At 57.4% G+C, this 18,261-nt stretch carries 15 protein-coding genes; 6 read left to right on the forward strand and 9 right to left on the reverse strand.

The features are described 5' to 3' along the window. Positions 1–20: 20 nt before the first annotated feature. Entirely contained in the window at positions 21–623 is a 603-nt protein-coding gene (locus ACPAOP_RS03190) for a restriction endonuclease subunit S (RefSeq protein WP_423709305.1), read from the reverse strand. Between the two features lie 211 nt (positions 624–834). Then, positions 835–2,031 carry a tyrosine-type recombinase/integrase gene (locus ACPAOP_RS03195; protein ID WP_423709306.1) on the reverse strand — a complete coding sequence of 399 codons (1,197 nt, stop codon included), beginning with the start codon at positions 2,029–2,031 and terminating at the stop codon, positions 835–837. 525 nt (positions 2,032–2,556) lie between these two features. Between ACPAOP_RS03195 and ACPAOP_RS03200 the strand changes: the two genes are divergently transcribed. The 6 genes from ACPAOP_RS03200 to ACPAOP_RS03225 all read left to right on the forward strand — a co-directional run bounded on the left by ACPAOP_RS03200 (position 2,557) and on the right by ACPAOP_RS03225 (position 5,429). Continuing rightward, the gene (locus ACPAOP_RS03200; RefSeq protein ID WP_423709307.1) at positions 2,557–3,156 is read left to right on the forward strand and encodes a type IV toxin-antitoxin system AbiEi family antitoxin domain-containing protein; all 600 of its coding nucleotides are present in this window, start codon (positions 2,557–2,559) and stop codon (positions 3,154–3,156) included. Positions 3,157–3,278: 122 nt separating this feature from the next. After that, positions 3,279–3,761 carry a nucleotidyl transferase AbiEii/AbiGii toxin family protein gene (locus tag ACPAOP_RS03205; RefSeq protein WP_423709972.1) on the forward strand — a complete coding sequence of 161 codons (483 nt, stop codon included), beginning with the start codon at positions 3,279–3,281 and terminating at the stop codon, positions 3,759–3,761. A gap of 3 nt (positions 3,762–3,764) precedes the next feature. Continuing rightward, positions 3,765–4,115, forward strand: coding sequence for a DUF2793 domain-containing protein (locus ACPAOP_RS03210; RefSeq protein ID WP_423709308.1), 351 nt, complete (start codon positions 3,765–3,767; stop codon positions 4,113–4,115). Positions 4,116–4,180: 65 nt separating this feature from the next. Continuing rightward, a complete protein-coding gene (locus ACPAOP_RS03215) occupies positions 4,181–4,486 on the forward strand; it encodes a DUF6127 family protein (RefSeq protein ID WP_423709309.1) in 306 nt (101 codons plus the stop codon). Further along, positions 4,483–4,959, forward strand: a complete 477-nt coding sequence (locus ACPAOP_RS03220; RefSeq protein WP_423709310.1) for a hypothetical protein — start codon at positions 4,483–4,485, stop codon at positions 4,957–4,959. The genes ACPAOP_RS03215 and ACPAOP_RS03220 overlap by 4 nt, the downstream gene beginning before the upstream one ends. Further along, positions 4,956–5,429: a lysozyme gene (locus tag ACPAOP_RS03225; protein ID WP_423709311.1), complete on the forward strand. Its 474-nt coding sequence runs from the start codon at positions 4,956–4,958 to the stop codon at positions 5,427–5,429. Before ACPAOP_RS03220 ends, ACPAOP_RS03225 begins: the two co-directional genes overlap by 4 nt. Here the strand turns inward: ACPAOP_RS03225 and ACPAOP_RS03230 are convergent. From ACPAOP_RS03230 to ACPAOP_RS03260, 7 genes are all read right to left on the reverse strand, one after another. Next, a complete protein-coding gene (locus tag ACPAOP_RS03230; RefSeq protein ID WP_423709312.1) occupies positions 5,422–6,321 on the reverse strand; it encodes a ComEC/Rec2 family competence protein in 900 nt (299 codons plus the stop codon). The two genes, ACPAOP_RS03225 and ACPAOP_RS03230, sit on opposite strands and share 8 nt — an antisense overlap. A 104-nt stretch (positions 6,322–6,425) precedes the next feature. Beyond that, on the reverse strand, positions 6,426–7,202 hold the full coding sequence (locus tag ACPAOP_RS03235) for a hypothetical protein (protein ID WP_423709313.1): 777 nt from the start codon (positions 7,200–7,202) through the stop codon (positions 6,426–6,428). Positions 7,203–7,207: 5 nt separating this feature from the next. Next, the gene (locus ACPAOP_RS03240) at positions 7,208–8,293 is read right to left on the reverse strand and encodes a ComEC/Rec2 family competence protein (RefSeq protein WP_423709314.1); all 1,086 of its coding nucleotides are present in this window, start codon (positions 8,291–8,293) and stop codon (positions 7,208–7,210) included. A 14-nt stretch (positions 8,294–8,307) separates the two neighbouring features. Further along, positions 8,308–11,136 (reverse strand): ATP-binding protein, encoded by a 2,829-nt coding sequence (locus ACPAOP_RS03245; RefSeq protein WP_423709315.1) that lies wholly within the window; start codon positions 11,134–11,136, stop codon positions 8,308–8,310. Positions 11,137–11,149: 13 nt separating this feature from the next. Next, positions 11,150–14,035, reverse strand: coding sequence for a DUF1156 domain-containing protein (locus ACPAOP_RS03250; RefSeq protein ID WP_423709316.1), 2,886 nt, complete (start codon positions 14,033–14,035; stop codon positions 11,150–11,152). A 2-nt stretch (positions 14,036–14,037) separates the two neighbouring features. Continuing rightward, the gene (locus ACPAOP_RS03255) at positions 14,038–14,721 is read right to left on the reverse strand and encodes a DUF4145 domain-containing protein (RefSeq protein ID WP_423709317.1); all 684 of its coding nucleotides are present in this window, start codon (positions 14,719–14,721) and stop codon (positions 14,038–14,040) included. Further along, a complete protein-coding gene (locus ACPAOP_RS03260; RefSeq protein ID WP_423709318.1) occupies positions 14,718–18,257 on the reverse strand; it encodes a helicase-related protein in 3,540 nt (1,179 codons plus the stop codon). The genes ACPAOP_RS03255 and ACPAOP_RS03260 overlap by 4 nt, the downstream gene beginning before the upstream one ends. Positions 18,258–18,261 lie beyond the last annotated feature (4 nt).

An 18,261-nucleotide genomic window follows, 5' to 3' on the forward strand; every position in this document is an offset into this window, starting at 1 on the left:
ATAGCGAAATTTTAACGATATTAAATTGTGTTACTTAGTGCAGTGTGCTGATCTGCAGCAAGCTGATTCGCAATGGCCGCCAGCATTTGCTCACCGTTGCGACGCAGTTGTTCCAGCACGCGCTGCTCTTGACGCAAAGTATTCGCGATGCCAGCGATAGCCTGTTGTCTGGCTAAATCGGGTACTGCTATGGGTATCTCTTCCAACGCATTGCGCTTAATCGCTTTGGTATACGTACCTTCGGCATTGAGCTCAAAATAGCGCTGACTGGGCGGCTGGTTGAGATACCAGCACAAATAGTCCGGTAATAGCTGCGAGGATGTTGAACGCACGATAAAAAATTGTGGTGCGGCAATAGCTTGCTTACCAGTTTTGGCGAGCGTGTTATCGATCAGCACCGCGTAATTGTGATTACCACGGGCTGCGACCAGAATATCGCCCACTTGCAGACAATCATCCCGACGGCCGGTAGGTTCAGTTTCAATACACTCAGCCCAATTGACCCCGACGAGTACGGAGGCATCCTTCATTTGCACGGCAACCACCCCGGAACCAGGGGATTCAGGAATTTTCCCCCGAAAAGGATGTCCCGCAGAAATTTCGGCAAGATATTTAAGTTGCATGTCAATGTAGTTTCATCAGCGATACTGCACGATATTCCAACAAAATAATACTGTCAACGAATTTCGTTTCTTTCTCATTACTGCACAAAAAAAGCCGCGCATTTTTGCACGGCTTTCCAATTTAGCAAGGCGTAGAGCTTAAAGATATTGAACTCTGTGGAAAATGCAGACTTTAGTAGTGACTCATGAAAACTTGATTAAAACATAACAATTAAATTCCGTGAACAAATTTTGACCATGCTTCCATCAGTGGCCGGCGTTGCTCCAAAAGGTCAGTACGGTGGTAGGCTGCCTCAACTTTATTTTGAACGGTGTGTGCCAATGCACGCTCCGCAAGATCACGCGAATAGCCGTGTTCACTACACCAATCTCTGAAACTTGAACGAAAGCCATGTGCAGTAGCATGACGACCCAAAGTATCGCTTTTGGCTTTTACTCTTCGCAAAAAAATTGTCAACATCATATCCGATGGTACTTTCTGATCACGAGGTGAAGGAAATATTAATTGTTCATGCCTTCCAAGCTGTTTTTTGAGAATCACTATAGCTCGTTCCGATAAGGGTATTCTGTGCTGAAGATGCGCCTTCATGCGTTCTGCAGGTACAGTCCAAATCGCCGAATCAAAATCCACCTCTTCCCATTTCATCCCACGTACCTCACCAGAACGAGCTGCTGTAAGAATCAAAAACTCCAACATAGGACGTGTAACATCATAACGTTCACGTGAATTTAACTCTGTCCTGACAAATTCCGGAATGTATTGCCACGGCATGGCTGGCTGGTGCTGAACCCTCACCGATTTTCCAGGCTGCTGTGGCAACAACAAATGAACGACATCTACAGGATTCGAGCTACAAAATCCGTGCGCCCATCCCCATGCCATAACCGCGTGCATACGCTGCTTTAAGCGACTGGCAGTTTCTGCCTTTTCTAGCCAAATCGGCCTTAATGTGTCTGCAATATGTCTTGGTTGAATTTGATCGAGAGGGAAATTACCGATGACAGGCAAAGCATTTCGTTCCAGCGATTTCATCCATTGCTGCTTATGATTTGCATTTTTCCAGCCAGGGAGTAACTCTGCATGCAAAATTTCTGCGGCTATCTGAAACGTCGGAATTGATGGAGCCAGATTTACCTTTGCTTTTTCTTCTAAAGGATCAATTCCTTGACCAATTTGCTCGCGCATCTGCAGAGCAGCTTTTGCGGCCTGTGCGATTCCTACCTCAGGATACCCACCAAGCCCTGCATTACGACGCTTTCCTGTAACCGGACTGACAAATCTTAAAACCCACTTACCGCATCCCTTTGAATTTGACGGATGTAATGCAAGTCCAGTAACGCCGCCGTGCGGCAATGCAGCGGAATCCGGCTTTAGATTTCGTGCTTTAGCATCTGTCAGGATTGCCATGATTGAGATAGCTCGAGAAAATTAGTATGCCATCCAGTATGCCATTTTCCGCTGGATTCTCACAGCATAAATTGGAATTCATTGGAAAGAAAAATTCATAAATACATGATTTATAAAGAAAATATAGAACAATATGGAAAATATTGGATTTATTTTTGGCGGACGCCGTCTCCACCAATATTGAAACCCCAACCGTTCTCGGTTGGGGTTTTTTCTTGCCTGATCGCGCCGGTTTCCGCGTGTTCTTGGGGGTTCCTGCGGAAGCCTGCGGACTTCGCCGGTCAGCCTTTCAGCCCGTTCCGGGCCACATTCCACTCTCTCCTGGCCATTCCTCGCTCCCACCTCGCTCCCTGAAACCGGCCCGAAGTCCGCAAAGGCCATAAGTCAGCGCCATACAGATCAAAGAGTTACGCGCGGACGAATCAAGCGGTTGGATTGCAGCATCGGGGAGCAGAGGAAACCACATTGGTTGTGTTTTGTCGGTATATATTGACAACTACCGACGTAATGCAACATCATGGTGGCATGGAAACTTCGCACCAGACCATTCTCGATCTCGCCGCCCAGCGCGGCCTCATACGCCCGCGAGATCTCGACGCGCTGGGTCTGCCCAGTGTCGCCCTCACGCGGCTGGTTCGGCGGGGCCTGCTCGTCCGAGTGGGTCGCGGTCTGTATGCCCGTCCCGATCGCAGCGTATCCGAGCATGGCACGCTGGCCGAGGTGGCCCGCAAACACCCGCAAGCCATCGTCTGCCTGCTGTCAGCACTGCGGGTGCACGACCTCACCACGCAGTCGCCATTCGAGGTCTGGCTCGCCATTCCCAACAAGGCGCGTGCGCCGAAGATGGACTATCCGCCGCTGCGCATCGTGCGCTTCTCCGGCGCTGCGCTGACCGATGGGATTGAAGAGCACCAGATCGATGGCGTGACCGTGCGCATGACCAACGTCGCCCGCACCGTGGCCGACTGCTTCAAGTTCCGCAACAAGATCGGCCTCGATGTCGCGATGGAAGCCCTGCAGGAAGCCTGGCGAGCCAAGCGCGTGAGCATGGACGAACTCTGGCGCTATGCCACGCTGTGCCGAGTGGCCAATGTGATGCGCCCCTACATGGAAAGCCTGTCATGAACCAGCGCAACACGGCCGCTTCGGTGCGGGCTCGTCTGCTCACCCGTGCCCGCGAGACCCGACAAGACTTCAATCTGGTCTTGACCCGCTACGCCCTTGAGCGGCTGCTGTAGCGACTCAGCATCTCGCCCCATGCTGACCAGTTCCTGCTGAAAGGCGCGCTGCTGTTCGACTTGTGGTTCGACATCCCGCACCGGCCGACGCGGGATGCGGACTTTCTGGGTTTTGGTTCGGCCGAGTTGCCGCACCTAGAGGCCGTCTTCAAGGACGTCTGCGCGATGGAGACTGACGACGGTGTTACGTTTCGACCGGACACCGTTCAAGCGGCGGAGATCCGCAAGGAGGCCAACTACGCCGGCGTGCGCGTCACCTTGCACGGCCTGATCGTGATGCGACGCTCCGTCGTCGAAGCCGTGCTCAAGGAAACCACCGACCTCAACAACTTCGCCGACTGGCTGCTGACCCTGCTCGTAGCCAAGCGCGGCGGCGTGCTGTACCTGCCCATCGTTGGGCGTCATTGGCGACAACACCCGCAGCAAAGCCACCGAACCGGCGATCCGGAAGCTGTCCGGCGTATTCGCCAAGCATCGAATCTCTGGAGATAGACCATGTCATCGACCGACCCGAACCTTGGACTCAACTACGGCTGGACGCTCGGCGAAAGCGGCTGGGACACCGGCATGGACGCCAACCTCAAGCGCCTCGGCGCGGTGGTCGGCCTGTCCGTGAAAGACCGCGACCTGACCACGCCACCGGCCAGCCCCGCCAATGGCGACCGCTACCTCATTCCTGCCGCTGCCACGGGCGTGTGGGCAGGCAAAACCAACCAGATCGCGGCGCGCATTGCCGATGCCTGGGAGTACCACTCGCCCAAGATCGGCTGGCTTTGCTACATCGAGGACGAGGCCAAGCTCTCGGCCTACAAGTCCACCGGCTGGAGCGCAGGCATCGCCATCTGATTTTCCATCTTCGTACCCACCAGAAACCCGCCCACGAGGCGGGTTTCGTATTTCTGGAGACTGCTATGACCGAACCCAAACAACAACAGCCTGCGCTCGTCGAGAACATGCTCCTCTTGCGCCGCGAGGACTTCGACGAACTGCTGGACCGCGCCGCTGAACGCGGAGCCGAGCGTGTCCTGACCCACCTTGGCCTGGAAAACGGCCACGCCGCACGCGACATCCGCGAACTACGCGACCTGCTGGAAGCCTGGCGTGATGCCCGACGCACGGCCTGGCAGACCACCGTCAAGGTCATCACCACCGGCATCCTGGCCGCGCTACTGGTCGGTGCCGCCATCAAGTTGAAACTGATGGGAGGCCCGCAATGATCGAGACCTTGCTCGGTGGTCTCCTCGGAGGGGCCTTCCGTCTCGCACCTGAAATCCCCAAATGGCTCGACCGTAAAGGCGAGCGTGGACACGAACTGGCGATGCAGGACAAGGCGCTGGAGTTCGAGAAGATTCGCGGTGCGCAACGTATGTCGGAAATCGGAGCAGGTGCCGACGCCGCGTGGAACGTCGGAGCCATCGAAACCCTGCGCGAAGCCGTTCGCAGTCAGGGCGAGAAAACCGGCGTGCGCTGGGCCGATGCCTTGTCTTGCAGCGTGCGCCCCGTCATCACCTACTGGTTCATGGCGCTGTACTGCGCCGCCAAGACCGCCGCATTCGCGGCGGCTGTCACTGCTGGCGCGGGCTGGGGAACGGCCATCCTGCACGCTTGGACGGAAGCCGATCAGGCGCTATGGGCCGGGGTGCTGAACTTCTGGTTCCTCGGGCGCGTGTTTGACCGGGTGCGGCCGTGATTGAGGTGCCAAAAGCGGCTATCGAGCTGGCCAAGCGCTTTGAGGGATTCGAGCGCAAGGTGAAGCGCGAAATCGAGATCACCGCCGTCCCCTACGTTTGTCCCGCAGGCTTCTGGACGATTGGCTACGGCCATCTGTGCAAACCAGATCACCCACCTATCACGGAGACGGAAGCCGAGGTCTATCTCGCGCGCGACCTCCAATCGGCACTCGCCGCCACGCTGCGCTACTGCCCGGTGCTGGCCACCGAACCCGGGAGCAGGCTCGCCGCCATCGTGGACTTCACGTTCAACCTCGGCGCGGGGCGGCTTCAGACATCGACCCTTAGGCGGCGCATCAATCAGCGGGACTGGACTGCCGCAGCAACGGAGCTGCGCAGATGGGTCTACGGCGGAGGGAAAATGCTGCCAGGATTGATAATCAGACGGGAAGCAGAGTCAGCATTGCTATTCGAACGGGTGATCAATTAGCACTCAAGTAGCCAAGTGTGCGGTAACCCAGTGCGTTTCGCGTGGTATTTCCAGAATTCCGGGATTCGGCATACGCGTCGTTCTCAACGTACACGTCCATTTGATTACCGTTGATATCAAGCACAATGTTCCCAGCCTGATTGTTCGTGATCTTATCGAGGCCTCGCCGATTCCAAGCGTCATATGCCAAATGCTCAGAACTGGCCACGCCAAAGAGAGTCAGTCGTGGCTTCAATATGTCCAGGAAATCCCAAGATCGGCCCGAATCCCGCCCGTGATGCGGAGCAATCAGAATATCGCAGTCCGCGACATCGGCAGCGTGGTTTTCCAGTATGTGATCCCAAGTCGCATCATGGGAATCACCTGAAAATATGATCTTGAAACCACCTGTGCGATAGAGGATCACGTATGAGCAATCGTTGAAATCCTCACTCTCGTTAGCGTCAGTGACCAAACTCTGAGTAGGCGCAATAATCTTTAAACCATCGCCACCACCCCCGTTATCGTCCTCGTTTGCATACTTGAAAACCTTGCCCGCGAGAACTTTGAGGGTTGTAATTCCCGGCTCCTTGTCATCACGCACATTCGCATATCGATCCCAGTCTTCTTCCTGGTAGCCGTTGTACCCGGAGAAACTCGGCTTGGCCTTGCTGGCACCAGAATGCCAGAAATTGTTGACCTCAATCTCGTCAAGCAATGCATCGAAACCATCCAAGTGATCCATGTCCGGATGGGTCAGAATGAAACGCCAGATCGACTTGATCCCCAATGCTGCTAGGTAGTTTTGCGGCTTGGTAGGATAAGCCTTCATATTGAAGTTACCGCTCACATTTGAACCTGCCAAGCCTGCTGATTTTATGAAGCGGTTAGTCGACTCCTGTATCTCGGTCATATTCCCACATGAGATATCAATCATGCTGGTTCGGCCACTGTTGTGCTGAATCACAATGCAGTCACCTTCTCCCACGTTGAGAAAATGAACCGTTGCCACTCTGATCAACCCTTGTCCGTTGCAGATGTTTTGCGTGACTTCTTCTGTTCAAGCGCAAACGCTGGTGAGTCACATGTAGCCAGAAGTGCAGTTGAATAGGCAAAGGCCGTCGTTTTGACGAAATCTGCGTTGACTACTGCCCCCCAAACCACAAGGCCGATGCATGCCACCACTGCTGCACTCCATGACTGTGAGGTGACAGCAGACAGATTTCCAGCCGTCAACAGCCAAGCATGTAGAGCCGTCGCGGCAAGTGTAAGAACGCACATGCCGAGGGCCAGCGGCTTCACGCCCAACAGATTTCTGCGAAACCCATAATTGGTATTTTCGGCAAAGACCAATGCGAACTTCTTCGTGTCTCGTGTCGCCTCGCGCAACCACTTCACCGCAGACTCGCAAATTGCTGCGACTTTTGCCGGATCAGATGCCTCGCTTGTCGAATCAGGAAACTGAAGACCCGGCACTTTCCCTTCAAGAACCTTTCGGTATCTGTCTAGGGTCAGCTGATCCAATGGACTTGTTGCTCGCATCAACATAAGCGTTGTTGGTGTGCCACCCCAACTCTCGAATAATTTCGGCTCTTTGCGTTTCCCCCATTCGCGGCCCAACGAGCTGAGGAGCATCAGCCCGCCCAGCGCTATCGCCAGAGATGCCAGACCTGCCAGTTGGCTTGAAAACACTGGGGCCACTAAGGTGGCCGCGATTATCGGCACAAGCATGACCAACAACGCCGGGTAAAGGCGAGCCTTGCGGTCATAAGGATCAAGAATGCTGCCGATCATCTGATTCAGTCTCCCTCAACTTGGGCATGGAATGGCACAGGAGTTGATGCCGTCCAACCTTCACGATTCGGCATGTTGTGTGAATGTCGCTTCGATTGCCCCTTCGTTTGATGAACGTCAGCGCCACGGCGCAGAAATGCATTTGTCACAACTTTTCGTGGATGCACTTCCGAGTCCTTTGACGCAGAAACAAACGCTGTCTTTGTCGCTGCCGTGCCCTGTGTGTTTTTCAGGCCGACAAAGCGATCCAGAACACTTGGGGAGACATTGTTTCGGCTACCGTGGTGGGGCACCTGAATGAAGCGACTTGAAACTAGGTCAAGGTCAAGTGCCTCTGCGTAGTCGCATGCTCGACCCAACGCCTGAATGCCCGCATCACCAGTCAGCAACACGCCGCGCCCATCAAGGTTCGCGTACAGAATCACGCTGCTTTCGTTTTCGCACGACGTTTCGCCATCTTCGGAGAGCGTCTCGATATGCCAATGCTCATCGACCCAAGAGGCCATTTTCTCGAGCACTCTGAGTCCAAAACTCTTCACCGCCTCGGCCATGCTGACACTACGGGCTTCAGGCGTTTTGTTGAATTGCGGGACGAGTTCCAAGTACCAATCTTGATCAGGCGACAGCACATAGAAATCGCCAATCTTGGCACCGGCATACGGCTCAAATATCGGAATTCCTTTTTCATCGGCGAGTTCTTCAAGCCGGTAGGCGTGTGAAAGCAGATCTTTCAGGCGACTGGCCAGACTCTCATCGGTGATCCTTCCGTCCTTAAACCAATGCCGGATTTCTTCAGCATATTCCCACGGCCGATGCACCCAGACCTCACCGACAGTGAGTTGCTCAAGCACGACTTCTAGCCCGGATGCATGATCCGCATCGGGGTGCGTGTTCACCAGGTAGTCGACATGCGTCGTCCCGTAGTGTTCCTTGATGTGATCGACGATCTTCTGCCCGGACTCTTTCGTCCCACCATCAACGACCATCACCTTGTAGCTGCCAGGCTCTCCGTATCGAAGAACAATGGCATCACCACTCTTGTCGCCGTTACCGACCGGTAGGAAATCAACTTCGTAGCCGTATCCCGCCATTTTCCAGCCCCCCTTTATTCTTCAAATTCAGCGTTCTTGAACCGCAGCACGTTGCAGTTCTCCTTGACCGCACGTTGCAGCCCGTCATCGAAGCCCGTGGCCGAGTCGGCCTGAATTTCTATGGCGATCCTGACCTTTACTCCTGGACGGATGGTGAACTGCTGAACCACTTCATCGACCAGATCGGCGAACTGCTTCTTGGCCTGAATGGCATCGAGCTCGATGCTGCCGTAGAACTGCTTCTTGACCGGTTGCGGGGCTGAGTTACCGCCTCCAGCGTAGGTCGATTTGGCTGAGTCCTCGACCCTTGGCGGGGGTGTGCCGTTACCAGCGGTAGCTGTTGCTGTGTCTGTAGGCTTGGGACGCGCGGCCTCTTCAGCGGCTCGTTGTGCCTCGGCATACCCGGCGGCGGTGACCGGCTCGATCAGCAGCAGGGATGAGTCGAGGAACAAGGACGTTCGTTTGCCGAAGGTGAAGCCGACATAGCGACCACCCTCTTTGCCTTGCGCGAAGCCGAAGAAGTCGCGGCTCTCTGCACCTGCGCCCATCGTCTGCTGGAAGGCTGTGTCGTCTTTCAGGCGAGGTAGGTAAAGCTGCTGGCAGCTTTGCTGCCACACATTGAGCGCGCTTGTGTCCTTGATGTCATCCTTCCAGAACCAGTTCTTCAGCACCGTGGCTAGATGGATCGGAGCCCACTCGGTGATCAGGAGCTCGTTCTCCTTCAGCACGCGCTCTATTTCCTGAGACAGGTTCTGCGCGCCCGGGTTGACCTGAAAGTGCTCCCACTGGATTTCGGATAGACCCTTGCCAGGGCGGGCTTCCTGCATCGGTGCGACGATCCATTTGTAGGTCTCGCGGATCATCCGGCGTAGCGCCTCATTGGCGTCCTCCAGGCTTTTGCTGGCCTGCCGCGACTGGAACTGGTCGAGGTTGAGCTTCATCTCCTTGATGTCGCCCACGATGGACTGCCATGCCAGGGTCGAGCGCACCTGATCCTTCAGTCGGCTCACGCTGTCGTAGTCGGCGGCCAGGAAGATCAGCCGGTTCTGCTTGAAGCGTGGTTGGTCGCCACGGGTTTTCAGAATCTCGGTGGCCCGCTCTATGGCGAGGCTCTGGCCACTGCGGCTGAAAGCTGCATCGGGGGGCAGCACCACGAGACGCAACTGCCAGTCATCTGGCACATCGCCGCTGGTCGTGAAGATGTGGATGCCCCCGAACACGCCGCTGGCAAAGGTCTTCTGCACGCGGTCACGGATAGCGGGGAACACGTCCTCCTTGTCCTGGAAACGGCGCTTGCGCTCCTCCATCTCCCGGCGCAGATTCGGGCGAGTATCGAACCAAAATCGATTGTTGCCGCTGTTCAGGTAGTGCAGGCGGTCGCCAAGACGACGCAGCGCATCCTTGTAGATGCCGACTTGCTGGCCGGGCTGCGCGACACCCAAGGTCACCCGCTCCAGCTCGATGCCGCGCACCATCTGGTTTGCCGTGCTTGGCGCGCTGCCCAGGAAGATCGCGCGGGCCGAGCGGCGGCAAGCTTGCACGCTGCCAAGCCGTGTGTCGCGGTTCTCAATCTCGGTGGTCTCGGCGCGTTCGCCGTCCACGTCACGCTCCACCACCGGGTCCCAGCCTTGCGGCAGGTAGTAGATCACCTCGTTGCGGGTGTCGGCATCCGCCAGCGGAAAGCTCCCAGGCATGATTAGCGGATCTTTGTCGTTGTCTTTCCACAATCGGTGGATGACCTTAGCCATCAACTTCAGCACGCCACGGGTGCGCTGGAAGTTGTCGAGCGACGACCAGTCCTCATACAGGCGGTCGAACACTTCCGGGTGGATCGGGTAGGCGTGCATCAGCCGCTCGAAGTAGCGACTCTCCTGCGTCTCTCGCGGGAAGTCCTCTCCGTTCGCCGTGTAGTAGTCGGCGAATGCGCGGCACACCGATTCCGCTGCCAGTTTGTCGTTGATGCTGGTGAACAGGCGACGGCGCACAATCTCAAACGCCTCCTCGGTGCCCACCGGCTTCCACAAGGCCTGAATGCGGCCGAAGTAGTGCGACAGCGCAGCCAGTGCCTTCACGCCACGTTGGCTGCCTGCCTCCTTGTCCGACTCTGGCAACGAGGCCAACAGCACTGCGGTCGGCACTGCCTTGAGGGCCTCGGTCAGCGCCTGCACAAAGCTCAGGTTGGAATCGAAGCTGCCGCCGGTTAGCGTCTTGCCATCTTCGAACTGGCGTACATAGGCCACCAACTCGTCAATCAGGATCACACAGGGCGCGTAACGGCTGAGCAGCGTTTCCAGCACCGCCTTGCCCGGTGACGTGCCCGAAGCATCGGCATCGGCCACCAGGGCATAGCCTTCGGCCTTGCCCAACTGCCACGCCAGATCGCCCCATAGGGTGCGGATCGCATGCCCGTCGCGAACCACCGGTTGGTTCGGCGATGACTTGATGCCATCCAGCACAGCAATCCGCGCACGTGGCAGCTCCGTCACGCCAGCAGAGTCCAGAATGGCCGGTATGCCGGGCAGATCACTTGCCAGGGCCTCGCCCTTGGCGAGGTGGTAGACCGCCAGCATGGTGTGCGTCTTACCGCCGCCGAAAGCGGTTTGCAGTTGAATGACCGGATCACCACCCTTGCCAGACAATCGCTTGACCACGGAGTCGAGCAGCAGGCGCATGCCTTCGGTGATGAAGGTGCGCTGGAAGAACAGTGCCGGGTTTTGGTACTCGCCAGTTGCAGTACCGGCGTGCACCCGCGACAGGTCGGCCGCGAACTCGGCTTGTTGGAACGTGCCTTTGAGCACGTCTTCGTGAGGGACGGCGATTTCACGCCAGGGTTTCAGTGTCATTGTTATTCCCCGCTCAGATATCCAGTTGTGTCTGCGAGCCGACTACACCCGCCTCACCGGCGGCCTGTTCGATGGCACTCCACGCGTTGACAAGCTCGTTATAGGCACGCGCGTCGTCGACCCAGCCCTTGCGTTCACACAGCGTGTAGAGGCGGTAGGCCAAAGCGCGGATGGGTTCGGCTCGCGCTGGCATACGGGCCAGCAAGGCCCCAGCTGCCGACTCACCCTCCTGGTTCAGTGCGCGAATCAGATGGTGCAGCGCCTCCCACACTGGCAGCCGCAAGTCAGTCTCTGGCGACCAATCGCGCGGCAATTCAGCCCAACGAAGTAGCCGCAAGTCACCCTTGCCGGATTCCACCACCCCGGTGGCCTGAAGGCCGGCCACACTGGTGCCTTTGGCGCGGGCCAGAACATCCGCCTCACCAAACTTACCTGTAGCCCAACCCTGCTGCTCAAACCAATGCAGGCAGAACTGCGTATCGTGGTCGAAGTCATCCTCGGCCAGGAACCGATTGATCAGTTGCAAGGCGGTCTTTACCCGCATCGGTGTGCCGTCTGCTTCCAACACCGCCGCGTATTGGCTGAATATGGCCATGCCTGGACCGATGATTGCCTGCGACAGGTCGACAGGCGCGACAGGTGAGTTGACTCCGCCTCGCGTCATTTCAGCCAACGCATCTGGAAGGTTGGCATTGAGCTCGCGGATGAACTCTCGGCGCGAGACGGTCGGCGCCTCAGCCTCCTTCCCCTTGCACACCAGTACTACGCTGGAAGCGAGGGCGTTGTTGCCGACAGCCATGCGCCGCGCGCTCATCTCGGTGCGCATGGGCCATGTGCCGGTAATCGAGAAACCCGAGTCAATTACTGCTTGAAGAAAGGTCTCCCACCCGCTGCTGGACGTTCCTTCGCCGTCTTCGGTTTCCGATGCCTTGAAAGCATAGTAGATGGTCACCGGGAAGGCTGGATGAGCGGATTTGCGAAGCTGCGAAATGGCCGCCTGCATTCCATTCATGAAAAATGCAAAGGCCTTTTCCTTACCTCCGTGGCGAAACTGGTTGGCAACCAGCTCTGGCATCTTTGGCACAGTGATCGTCGCAAACAAGTTCGGGTAAATGTCCCGAATGCAGCGGCGCAGCCAAATGTAAAAATAGTCAGAAATGTTGGAGTAAGGAACGTTGTCGTAGTAGGGTGGATCGGTAGAGACAACTGGTAACGTTGCTTTGTTGAATGGGGTCGCTGCATCATGTTGGACAGCGGTGCCATTTCCTACTGCTGGCAACGCCTCGATAACCTTTGCCACCCACTGAACCATCCCCAACCAATTGCCGGAAGAGTCGGAAAAGACGTTTGTTTCGGCGTAATCCCAACTCATTGGAATCGCTTGACGCCCGAAAGTGTGTCCTATTTTCTCTCCTGTATTGTGCCAAGTGCACATCGTCGACCAGTAGTCGGCACATTTGTCCACGACGAAAGCCAGCAACACAGAAATAGCTTCTGAATAAGCTCGCGCGCCCGACCCGCCTTCACCAAGAGGCCTTTCATCGTTATGCATTCCGTGAGCAAGAGCATCCTTGAAAACCTTCTCGCGGACCGATATGACTGCGTCAGAGAAGTAGGTCAGTGCAGCTAGCTGTCGTTTCGAGAATAGCTGCTCGAAGTTTTCCAGGCCATAAACCACACAGTTTGTGCACCCTGCCCAGTGGTCGATAGCCGCGGAAGGGATCGGCTCAGCAGGTTCTGCCTGCTCCGCGATCTCCGATATTTCGTCGCTCGGAGAAAGGTAGAGCCGACCTCGCGGGCCCTCAACGACGACGGCAAAGAGTTTTTGCCCCAGTCGCCCAGCTTTTGCCTCGGAGCGGATGTAGCTCAACGGAATGGGGGTGTCCGACATGATGCACATCGCACCTTTGCGGCCAACTGTTTGCTCGATCTTCGGGGAGCCAGATGTACGGACCACAAATGAGTAGCTGCCGTTTTCACGATCAACGACTGGATCAACCCAGGCTTCTTTGCCTTCTTTGGCTGAGACCCAAAATGATCGGACCAAAGGAACATCGACGGAACTGAATGCTGGGTTTGGGCTTTTCACTGTTCTAGCCCAAAGCCAAGCAATTGCAGTGAATTCCTGGCCGACAAGGTGCTGAATTTCGGGGCGATCACTGACCATGGCCGCGGTGATTCTCACCTTAGGATAGAGATGGCCAATCTTTTTTTCGACAGCGTTGCGCACCCACGCACCATAGCGTCGGACATCCTCTGCGAGCCCGCGCGCTCGAGACCAATCCTCATGCAGATTCGACTGTCGAGCATCTCCAAGAGCGGGACCTACTGGCTTCCTCCCCGCGAACCGTGGAGGAATTTCGATCATAGCCTTGTTGATGGTCACCGCAACTGGGTTTAGGTCAGATGCAAAGCTATCCAGACCGAGGCGCTGGGCTTCGAGCGGAATTGCACCACCGCCGGCGAACGGGTCATGAAATCCAGGCGGCTTGTCCGGGTTGAACAACTCGGCCGCCTGCGGGTGGTTTTTATTGAGCTCGCAGGTCTCGCGCCATGAGCGGAGTATTTCGGCACGGGCGCGCGCAAGAACGTCCTCGTTGTTGGTGTTCTCCCACTGCACGAGGTCCTCAATGATCTTGAATAGTCGCTCGCGCTCCAGCGCGGCCTTCTCTTTGTTCACGCCGTAGCGGAAGCCGCCACCCTGTTGGTAGCCCGGGTCATTGACCATCTGGGCAAAGATCACTGCGCGTGCGGCGGCAAGAGGGCGACGCGCCCACCACAAGTGCAGAGTCGATGGATGACCGTGGCGGATAGACTTTTCACGCGCAGCGGCTTCGTTGATGGCATCGAGCGGCAATGCGACCTCGATGAGCTTTTTGGGGGCTTTGATTGGATGCATGTTTAGCTCTTGTTTTGCGCAGCACGAGATGGGCGCGGCGGAGTGGATTTCTTTAGCTCCCTGGCCTGCTCGGCCAGGATTTCTGTGTGGATAAGTCGCTCGACGATGTCGATCACCACATTCACGTCTTCAGCCGTTGGCTTGTGACCTCGATGCGCTGAAGCGTGGCCAGCTTCAATAGCGGTTTCAACAATTCCGCGATCCTGCTCGCTGATCAGGTACTTCTCTGCCAAGGCGTTGAGGCCTTGACCGAAGTTCTGCTGATCGCCCGCATTGCGACGAATGACCGCATCAATCAGTGCTCGGGCTCCCATCATCGCCAAGCGACGGCTATCGGCATGCAGTGCGGTATAGGTCTCTTCCAACAGAGCTATGTACTCGGATGGCAACTCGTAATGACTTGCCCATGAAGGCTTGCGCCTGGATACCCGCGGGGGAAAGTAAGTTGCTGGGCCGGGGCCATCCATCGGGTCGTCTTCGGAACACCAGTCCACGCGTCTTAGCGTGACCTCTTCGCAGCCGCGACACTGAAGCACTTTCCAAACTGACCCCACTTCAACGGAATACTGGTCATCGTCAAAAGTACGGCGGCGATCAGCTCGATGCACGACGTCGTGCTTGGTCTCATGTCCACACTCATTGCAGTGAGACCAAAGGACTTCTGGCTTTTCAGTCTTTTCGCTCATACGGGTGTCCTAGGCTCGACGGCCCGAGCCAGCAACTGACCGAGATCGAGATTAATGCTGGTCACGGCCCAGTCGGGCTCCTGGGTGAAAGGCTGCCGCACATAGAACGGTCCCTCGTGCTGTTCACCATCAACCAGCACGATGGCCAGGATGAACTTGTCGGATTGGTTGAGGCCGTACAGGATCTCGTTGCGCGTGACGGTGATCGTGGTCTGGCCCTTGGCGCGGCCCTTCACCTCGATGTGGCGCGAGGCCGGCAACTTGCCGTTGATGGCCTTCGGCAGGCTGGTTACGTCCCAGCCGCATTTCTGTGCCGATACGTCGATCACCTCGTGGCCGAGGGATCGTTCGGCGTCCATCACTGCCCTCATGGCGATCCACTCCACACGCGCCCGGGCGTCAGCGTCCGCAGTCCAGCCCGGCGCTCCCTTGAGTTGCGCCAGCAACCCTGCAGGAATCACCAGTGCGCCGCCGACCACCACTGGCGTGGCCGAGATGACGTGGCGCATCGCCAGCAGTTCTTTCTCGCGTGACTCGCGGCGCGCGGTCAGGTCGTCAATCGTGCGACGGACGTTTTCCAGCGTGAGCCGCACATCCTTGCCTGCGGCGATGTCGTCTTGCAGCTTGATGTAGCGATCAGACCAGTAGTTGATCTCCTTGACCAGCCGCTCATGGACAGCGGTCAAGGTCTTATCAACGCTGTGCTCGCGTCGGGTACGCACCTCGTCGAAGTGCTCTGGCACGAGGTGGGTAGAGGCATGAGCCAGCGCTTGCTGCTCCAGATTCTGCGTGATCCACGGCGCGCCCAGCACGTCTTCGATCAGCGCCATGTCTGCCTTGGCGATGGGCTCCAAGTCGAGGTGAGGTGCCCAGCCTGCGTTGATTGCACCGCCCTGCGGATCGATCTCGACGAACTGCATCCGGCGAGATACGACGTGAGTCGAATCAGCACCTTCTTTCACGCAGTGGTCGATGATGAACATCACCTTAGGAAGCAGGCCCATATCGGTCGGATCGACCAGCACAGTGCCCTGTTTGAGCTTGTTGCGATGCTGCTCCATCACCAAGTCTGTGACCGACTGCATCAGCGGGTGACCGGGGTGCATCAGGCTGGCCATCGGGGCACCCACGCGGTCTGCAAGGCGCACGTACTGTTTCTCGAAGCACACGCGCTCATATTTGCGCAGCACGGGGTCGAGGTTGCGACGGTCGCGCCCAGTGATCTGGCGGTCACGCTCGCGGATGTTGGCGGGAACGTGGGTGATCTCGTAGCGGCCCTGTTCGCGGGGGCGCAGTTCGCCGCCAAGTTGCCGGAATGCCTGACTAAAGAAGGACCGAATGAAATACGGCTGGAGCTTGCGGGCCTCGGCTTTCTCCATCTCCTCCTTGACTGCAAACAGGCGGCGCTCGTCCATCACCTCTTCGCACAGGGCGTTGCGCTTGATGATGGTTTCCAGGTGCAGGGTATCGAGCGCGCCTTCCACCTTGCGGTGAAGCTGGGCGCGAACCTCGGGGTCTGCGCCGTAGCGGATGGCTTCGATCAGCAGGTCCTTGAGGCTCTTGTCTTCGAATACTTCCCCGAGGATGTCGAAAACGCGGCCGCCCAGTGCGGCGCGCTCGACCTCGAGCTTTTCGAATAGGCGCTGAAAAACGTCGCCCTCGCGGGTCTCGCTGGCCACCATGTTCCACAGGTGGCAGACCTCGGTCTGGCCGATACGGTGGATACGGCCGAAGCGCTGTTCCAGGCGGTTCGGGTTCCAGGGCAGGTCGTAGTTGACCATCAGGTTGGCGTTCTGCAGGTTGACGCCTTCGCCTGCTGCGTCGGTGGCGATGAGCACGCGCACGGCAGGGTCGTTGCGAAACAGCTCCTGCACCTTGCGCCGTTCTTCGCGCTTCACGCCACCGTGGATCATCACCACGGACTCTTCATTGCCGATCAGGCCACGGATCTTGACGGCGAGGTAATTCAGCGTGTCGCGGTGCTCGGTGAAGATGATCAGCTTGCGCTGGCGGCCATCGGCATCGTGCATCTCAGGCGTGTTCTGCAGCAGTTTGGAGAGTTCATCCCACTTACGGTCTTGGCCGGAGTGGACGACCTGACGAGCCTGCTCCTCCAGCGCTTCGAGGATGATGATTTCGGCTTCGAGCTCTTGGATGGTCTGCGCTGCTGTGGCTTGGTCAACCACGGCTTCTTCGAAGTTCTCGTAGTCCTCGGGCGAGAGCGCGTCGTCGGCCTCCCAGATGTCCTCGGGTGCATTGCGCCCGTTGAATTCGTAACCGTTCAATGTTTCGGCCAGGGACTGACCGCGCTGACGCAGTTTTTCTTCTTCGACCCGGCGCATCAGCTTGTGGTGGCGACGCTTGAGGGATTGATAAATTGCTTCCGGACTGGACGCCAGACGCCGCTGCAAGGAAGTGAGGGCGAAACCTACCGTGCCCTTCCGCTGTCCGTCGAGCTGATCGGCGCGATTCATTTCCTCCTTCACGTAGTCGGTGACGGCTGCGTAGAGAGCGGCTTCGGGGTCGGAGAGCTTGTAGTTGGTGGTGTAGGCGCGGCGCTCAGGGAATAGGCGTGTGCCATCGAAGCGCAGCATGTCTTCCTTGACCATGCGACGCATCAGATCGGTGACATCAACCTTATGCGCGCCATCGCGGAACTTGCCGTAGAAGCGGTCGGAATCCAACAGGGACATGAACAGCTGGAAGTCTTCCTCCTTGCCGTTGTGCGGCGTAGCAGTCATCAGGAGGAAGTGGCGAGTGACCGAGCCCAGCAGTTCGCCGAGCTGGAAGCGCTTGGTCTTGTTGACCTTGTTTCCGAAGTAGTTGGCCGAGAGTTTGTGCGCTTCATCGACCACCACCAAGTCCCAGTGGGAGAGGCGCAGCTTTTCCTGCAGGTCTTCGTTGCGTGAGAGCTGATCAACCCGGGCGACCATCAGGTCGATGTCGTCGAAGGGGTTGCCGCTGCGCGACTGCTCGACCTGCTCTCGTGAGAACAGCGTGAAGGTCAGGCCGAACTTCTCGAACATTTCGTCTTGCCACTGTTCGACCAGACTTCCGGGAGCCACGATCAGCACGCGTTTGGCATCGGCCCGCATCAGCAACTCGCGGATAAACAGACCGGCCATGATGGTCTTGCCCGCGCCCGGGTCATCGGCCAGCACGTAGCGCAGCGGCTGGCGCGGCAACATCGATTCGTACACAGCAGTGATCTGGTGCGGCAGCGGCTCGACGTTGGACGTGTGGACGGCCATCATCGGGTCGAACAGATGCGCCAGGTTGATCCGCCACGCTTCGGCGGCGAGCTTGAAGTCTTCACCCGGCGCATCAAAGGCCCAGGGGCGACCGGCCTCGGCCAGCGACAGATTGACCTCGTCGGTACGAAACAGCATCCGCTCGCACAATTGCCCGTCCGACTTCTTGTAATAGACGGTGAGGGCGTTGTCGCCCACGGGCTCCGTGGTGACGATGCGCACCACCTGCCCAGGCTCAAGCCCGGAGATGGCAGCGTTCTTTTTGATGTCTTCTAGTTTGAGCATGTGT

This window comes from Undibacterium sp. WLX3042, from assembly GCF_049544825.1.
Taxonomy (GTDB): Bacteria; Pseudomonadota; Gammaproteobacteria; order Burkholderiales; family Burkholderiaceae_D; genus Undibacterium.

Excerpts from the sequence above, each read along its gene's own strand:
- ACPAOP_RS03210 (WP_423709308.1), top strand. The coding sequence starts at position 3,765 with ATGTCATCGACCGACCCGAACCTTGGACTCAACTACGGCTGGACGCTC.
- ACPAOP_RS03200 (WP_423709307.1), top strand. The coding sequence starts at position 2,557 with ATGGAAACTTCGCACCAGACCATTCTCGATCTCGCCGCCCAGCGCGGC.
- ACPAOP_RS03195 (WP_423709306.1), bottom strand. The coding sequence starts at position 2,031 with ATGGCAATCCTGACAGATGCTAAAGCACGAAATCTAAAGCCGGATTCC.
- ACPAOP_RS03215 (WP_423709309.1), top strand. The coding sequence starts at position 4,181 with ATGACCGAACCCAAACAACAACAGCCTGCGCTCGTCGAGAACATGCTC.
- ACPAOP_RS03190 (WP_423709305.1), bottom strand. The coding sequence starts at position 623 with ATGCAACTTAAATATCTTGCCGAAATTTCTGCGGGACATCCTTTTCGG.
- ACPAOP_RS03260 (WP_423709318.1), bottom strand. The coding sequence starts at position 18,257 with ATGCTCAAACTAGAAGACATCAAAAAGAACGCTGCCATCTCCGGGCTT.
- ACPAOP_RS03230 (WP_423709312.1), bottom strand. The coding sequence starts at position 6,321 with ATGACCGAGATACAGGAGTCGACTAACCGCTTCATAAAATCAGCAGGC.
- ACPAOP_RS03255 (WP_423709317.1), bottom strand. The coding sequence starts at position 14,721 with ATGAGCGAAAAGACTGAAAAGCCAGAAGTCCTTTGGTCTCACTGCAAT.
- ACPAOP_RS03220 (WP_423709310.1), top strand. The coding sequence starts at position 4,483 with ATGATCGAGACCTTGCTCGGTGGTCTCCTCGGAGGGGCCTTCCGTCTC.
- ACPAOP_RS03240 (WP_423709314.1), bottom strand. The coding sequence starts at position 8,293 with ATGGCGGGATACGGCTACGAAGTTGATTTCCTACCGGTCGGTAACGGC.
- ACPAOP_RS03250 (WP_423709316.1), bottom strand. The coding sequence starts at position 14,035 with ATGCATCCAATCAAAGCCCCCAAAAAGCTCATCGAGGTCGCATTGCCG.
- ACPAOP_RS03245 (WP_423709315.1), bottom strand. The coding sequence starts at position 11,136 with ATGACACTGAAACCCTGGCGTGAAATCGCCGTCCCTCACGAAGACGTG.
- ACPAOP_RS03235 (WP_423709313.1), bottom strand. The coding sequence starts at position 7,202 with ATGATCGGCAGCATTCTTGATCCTTATGACCGCAAGGCTCGCCTTTAC.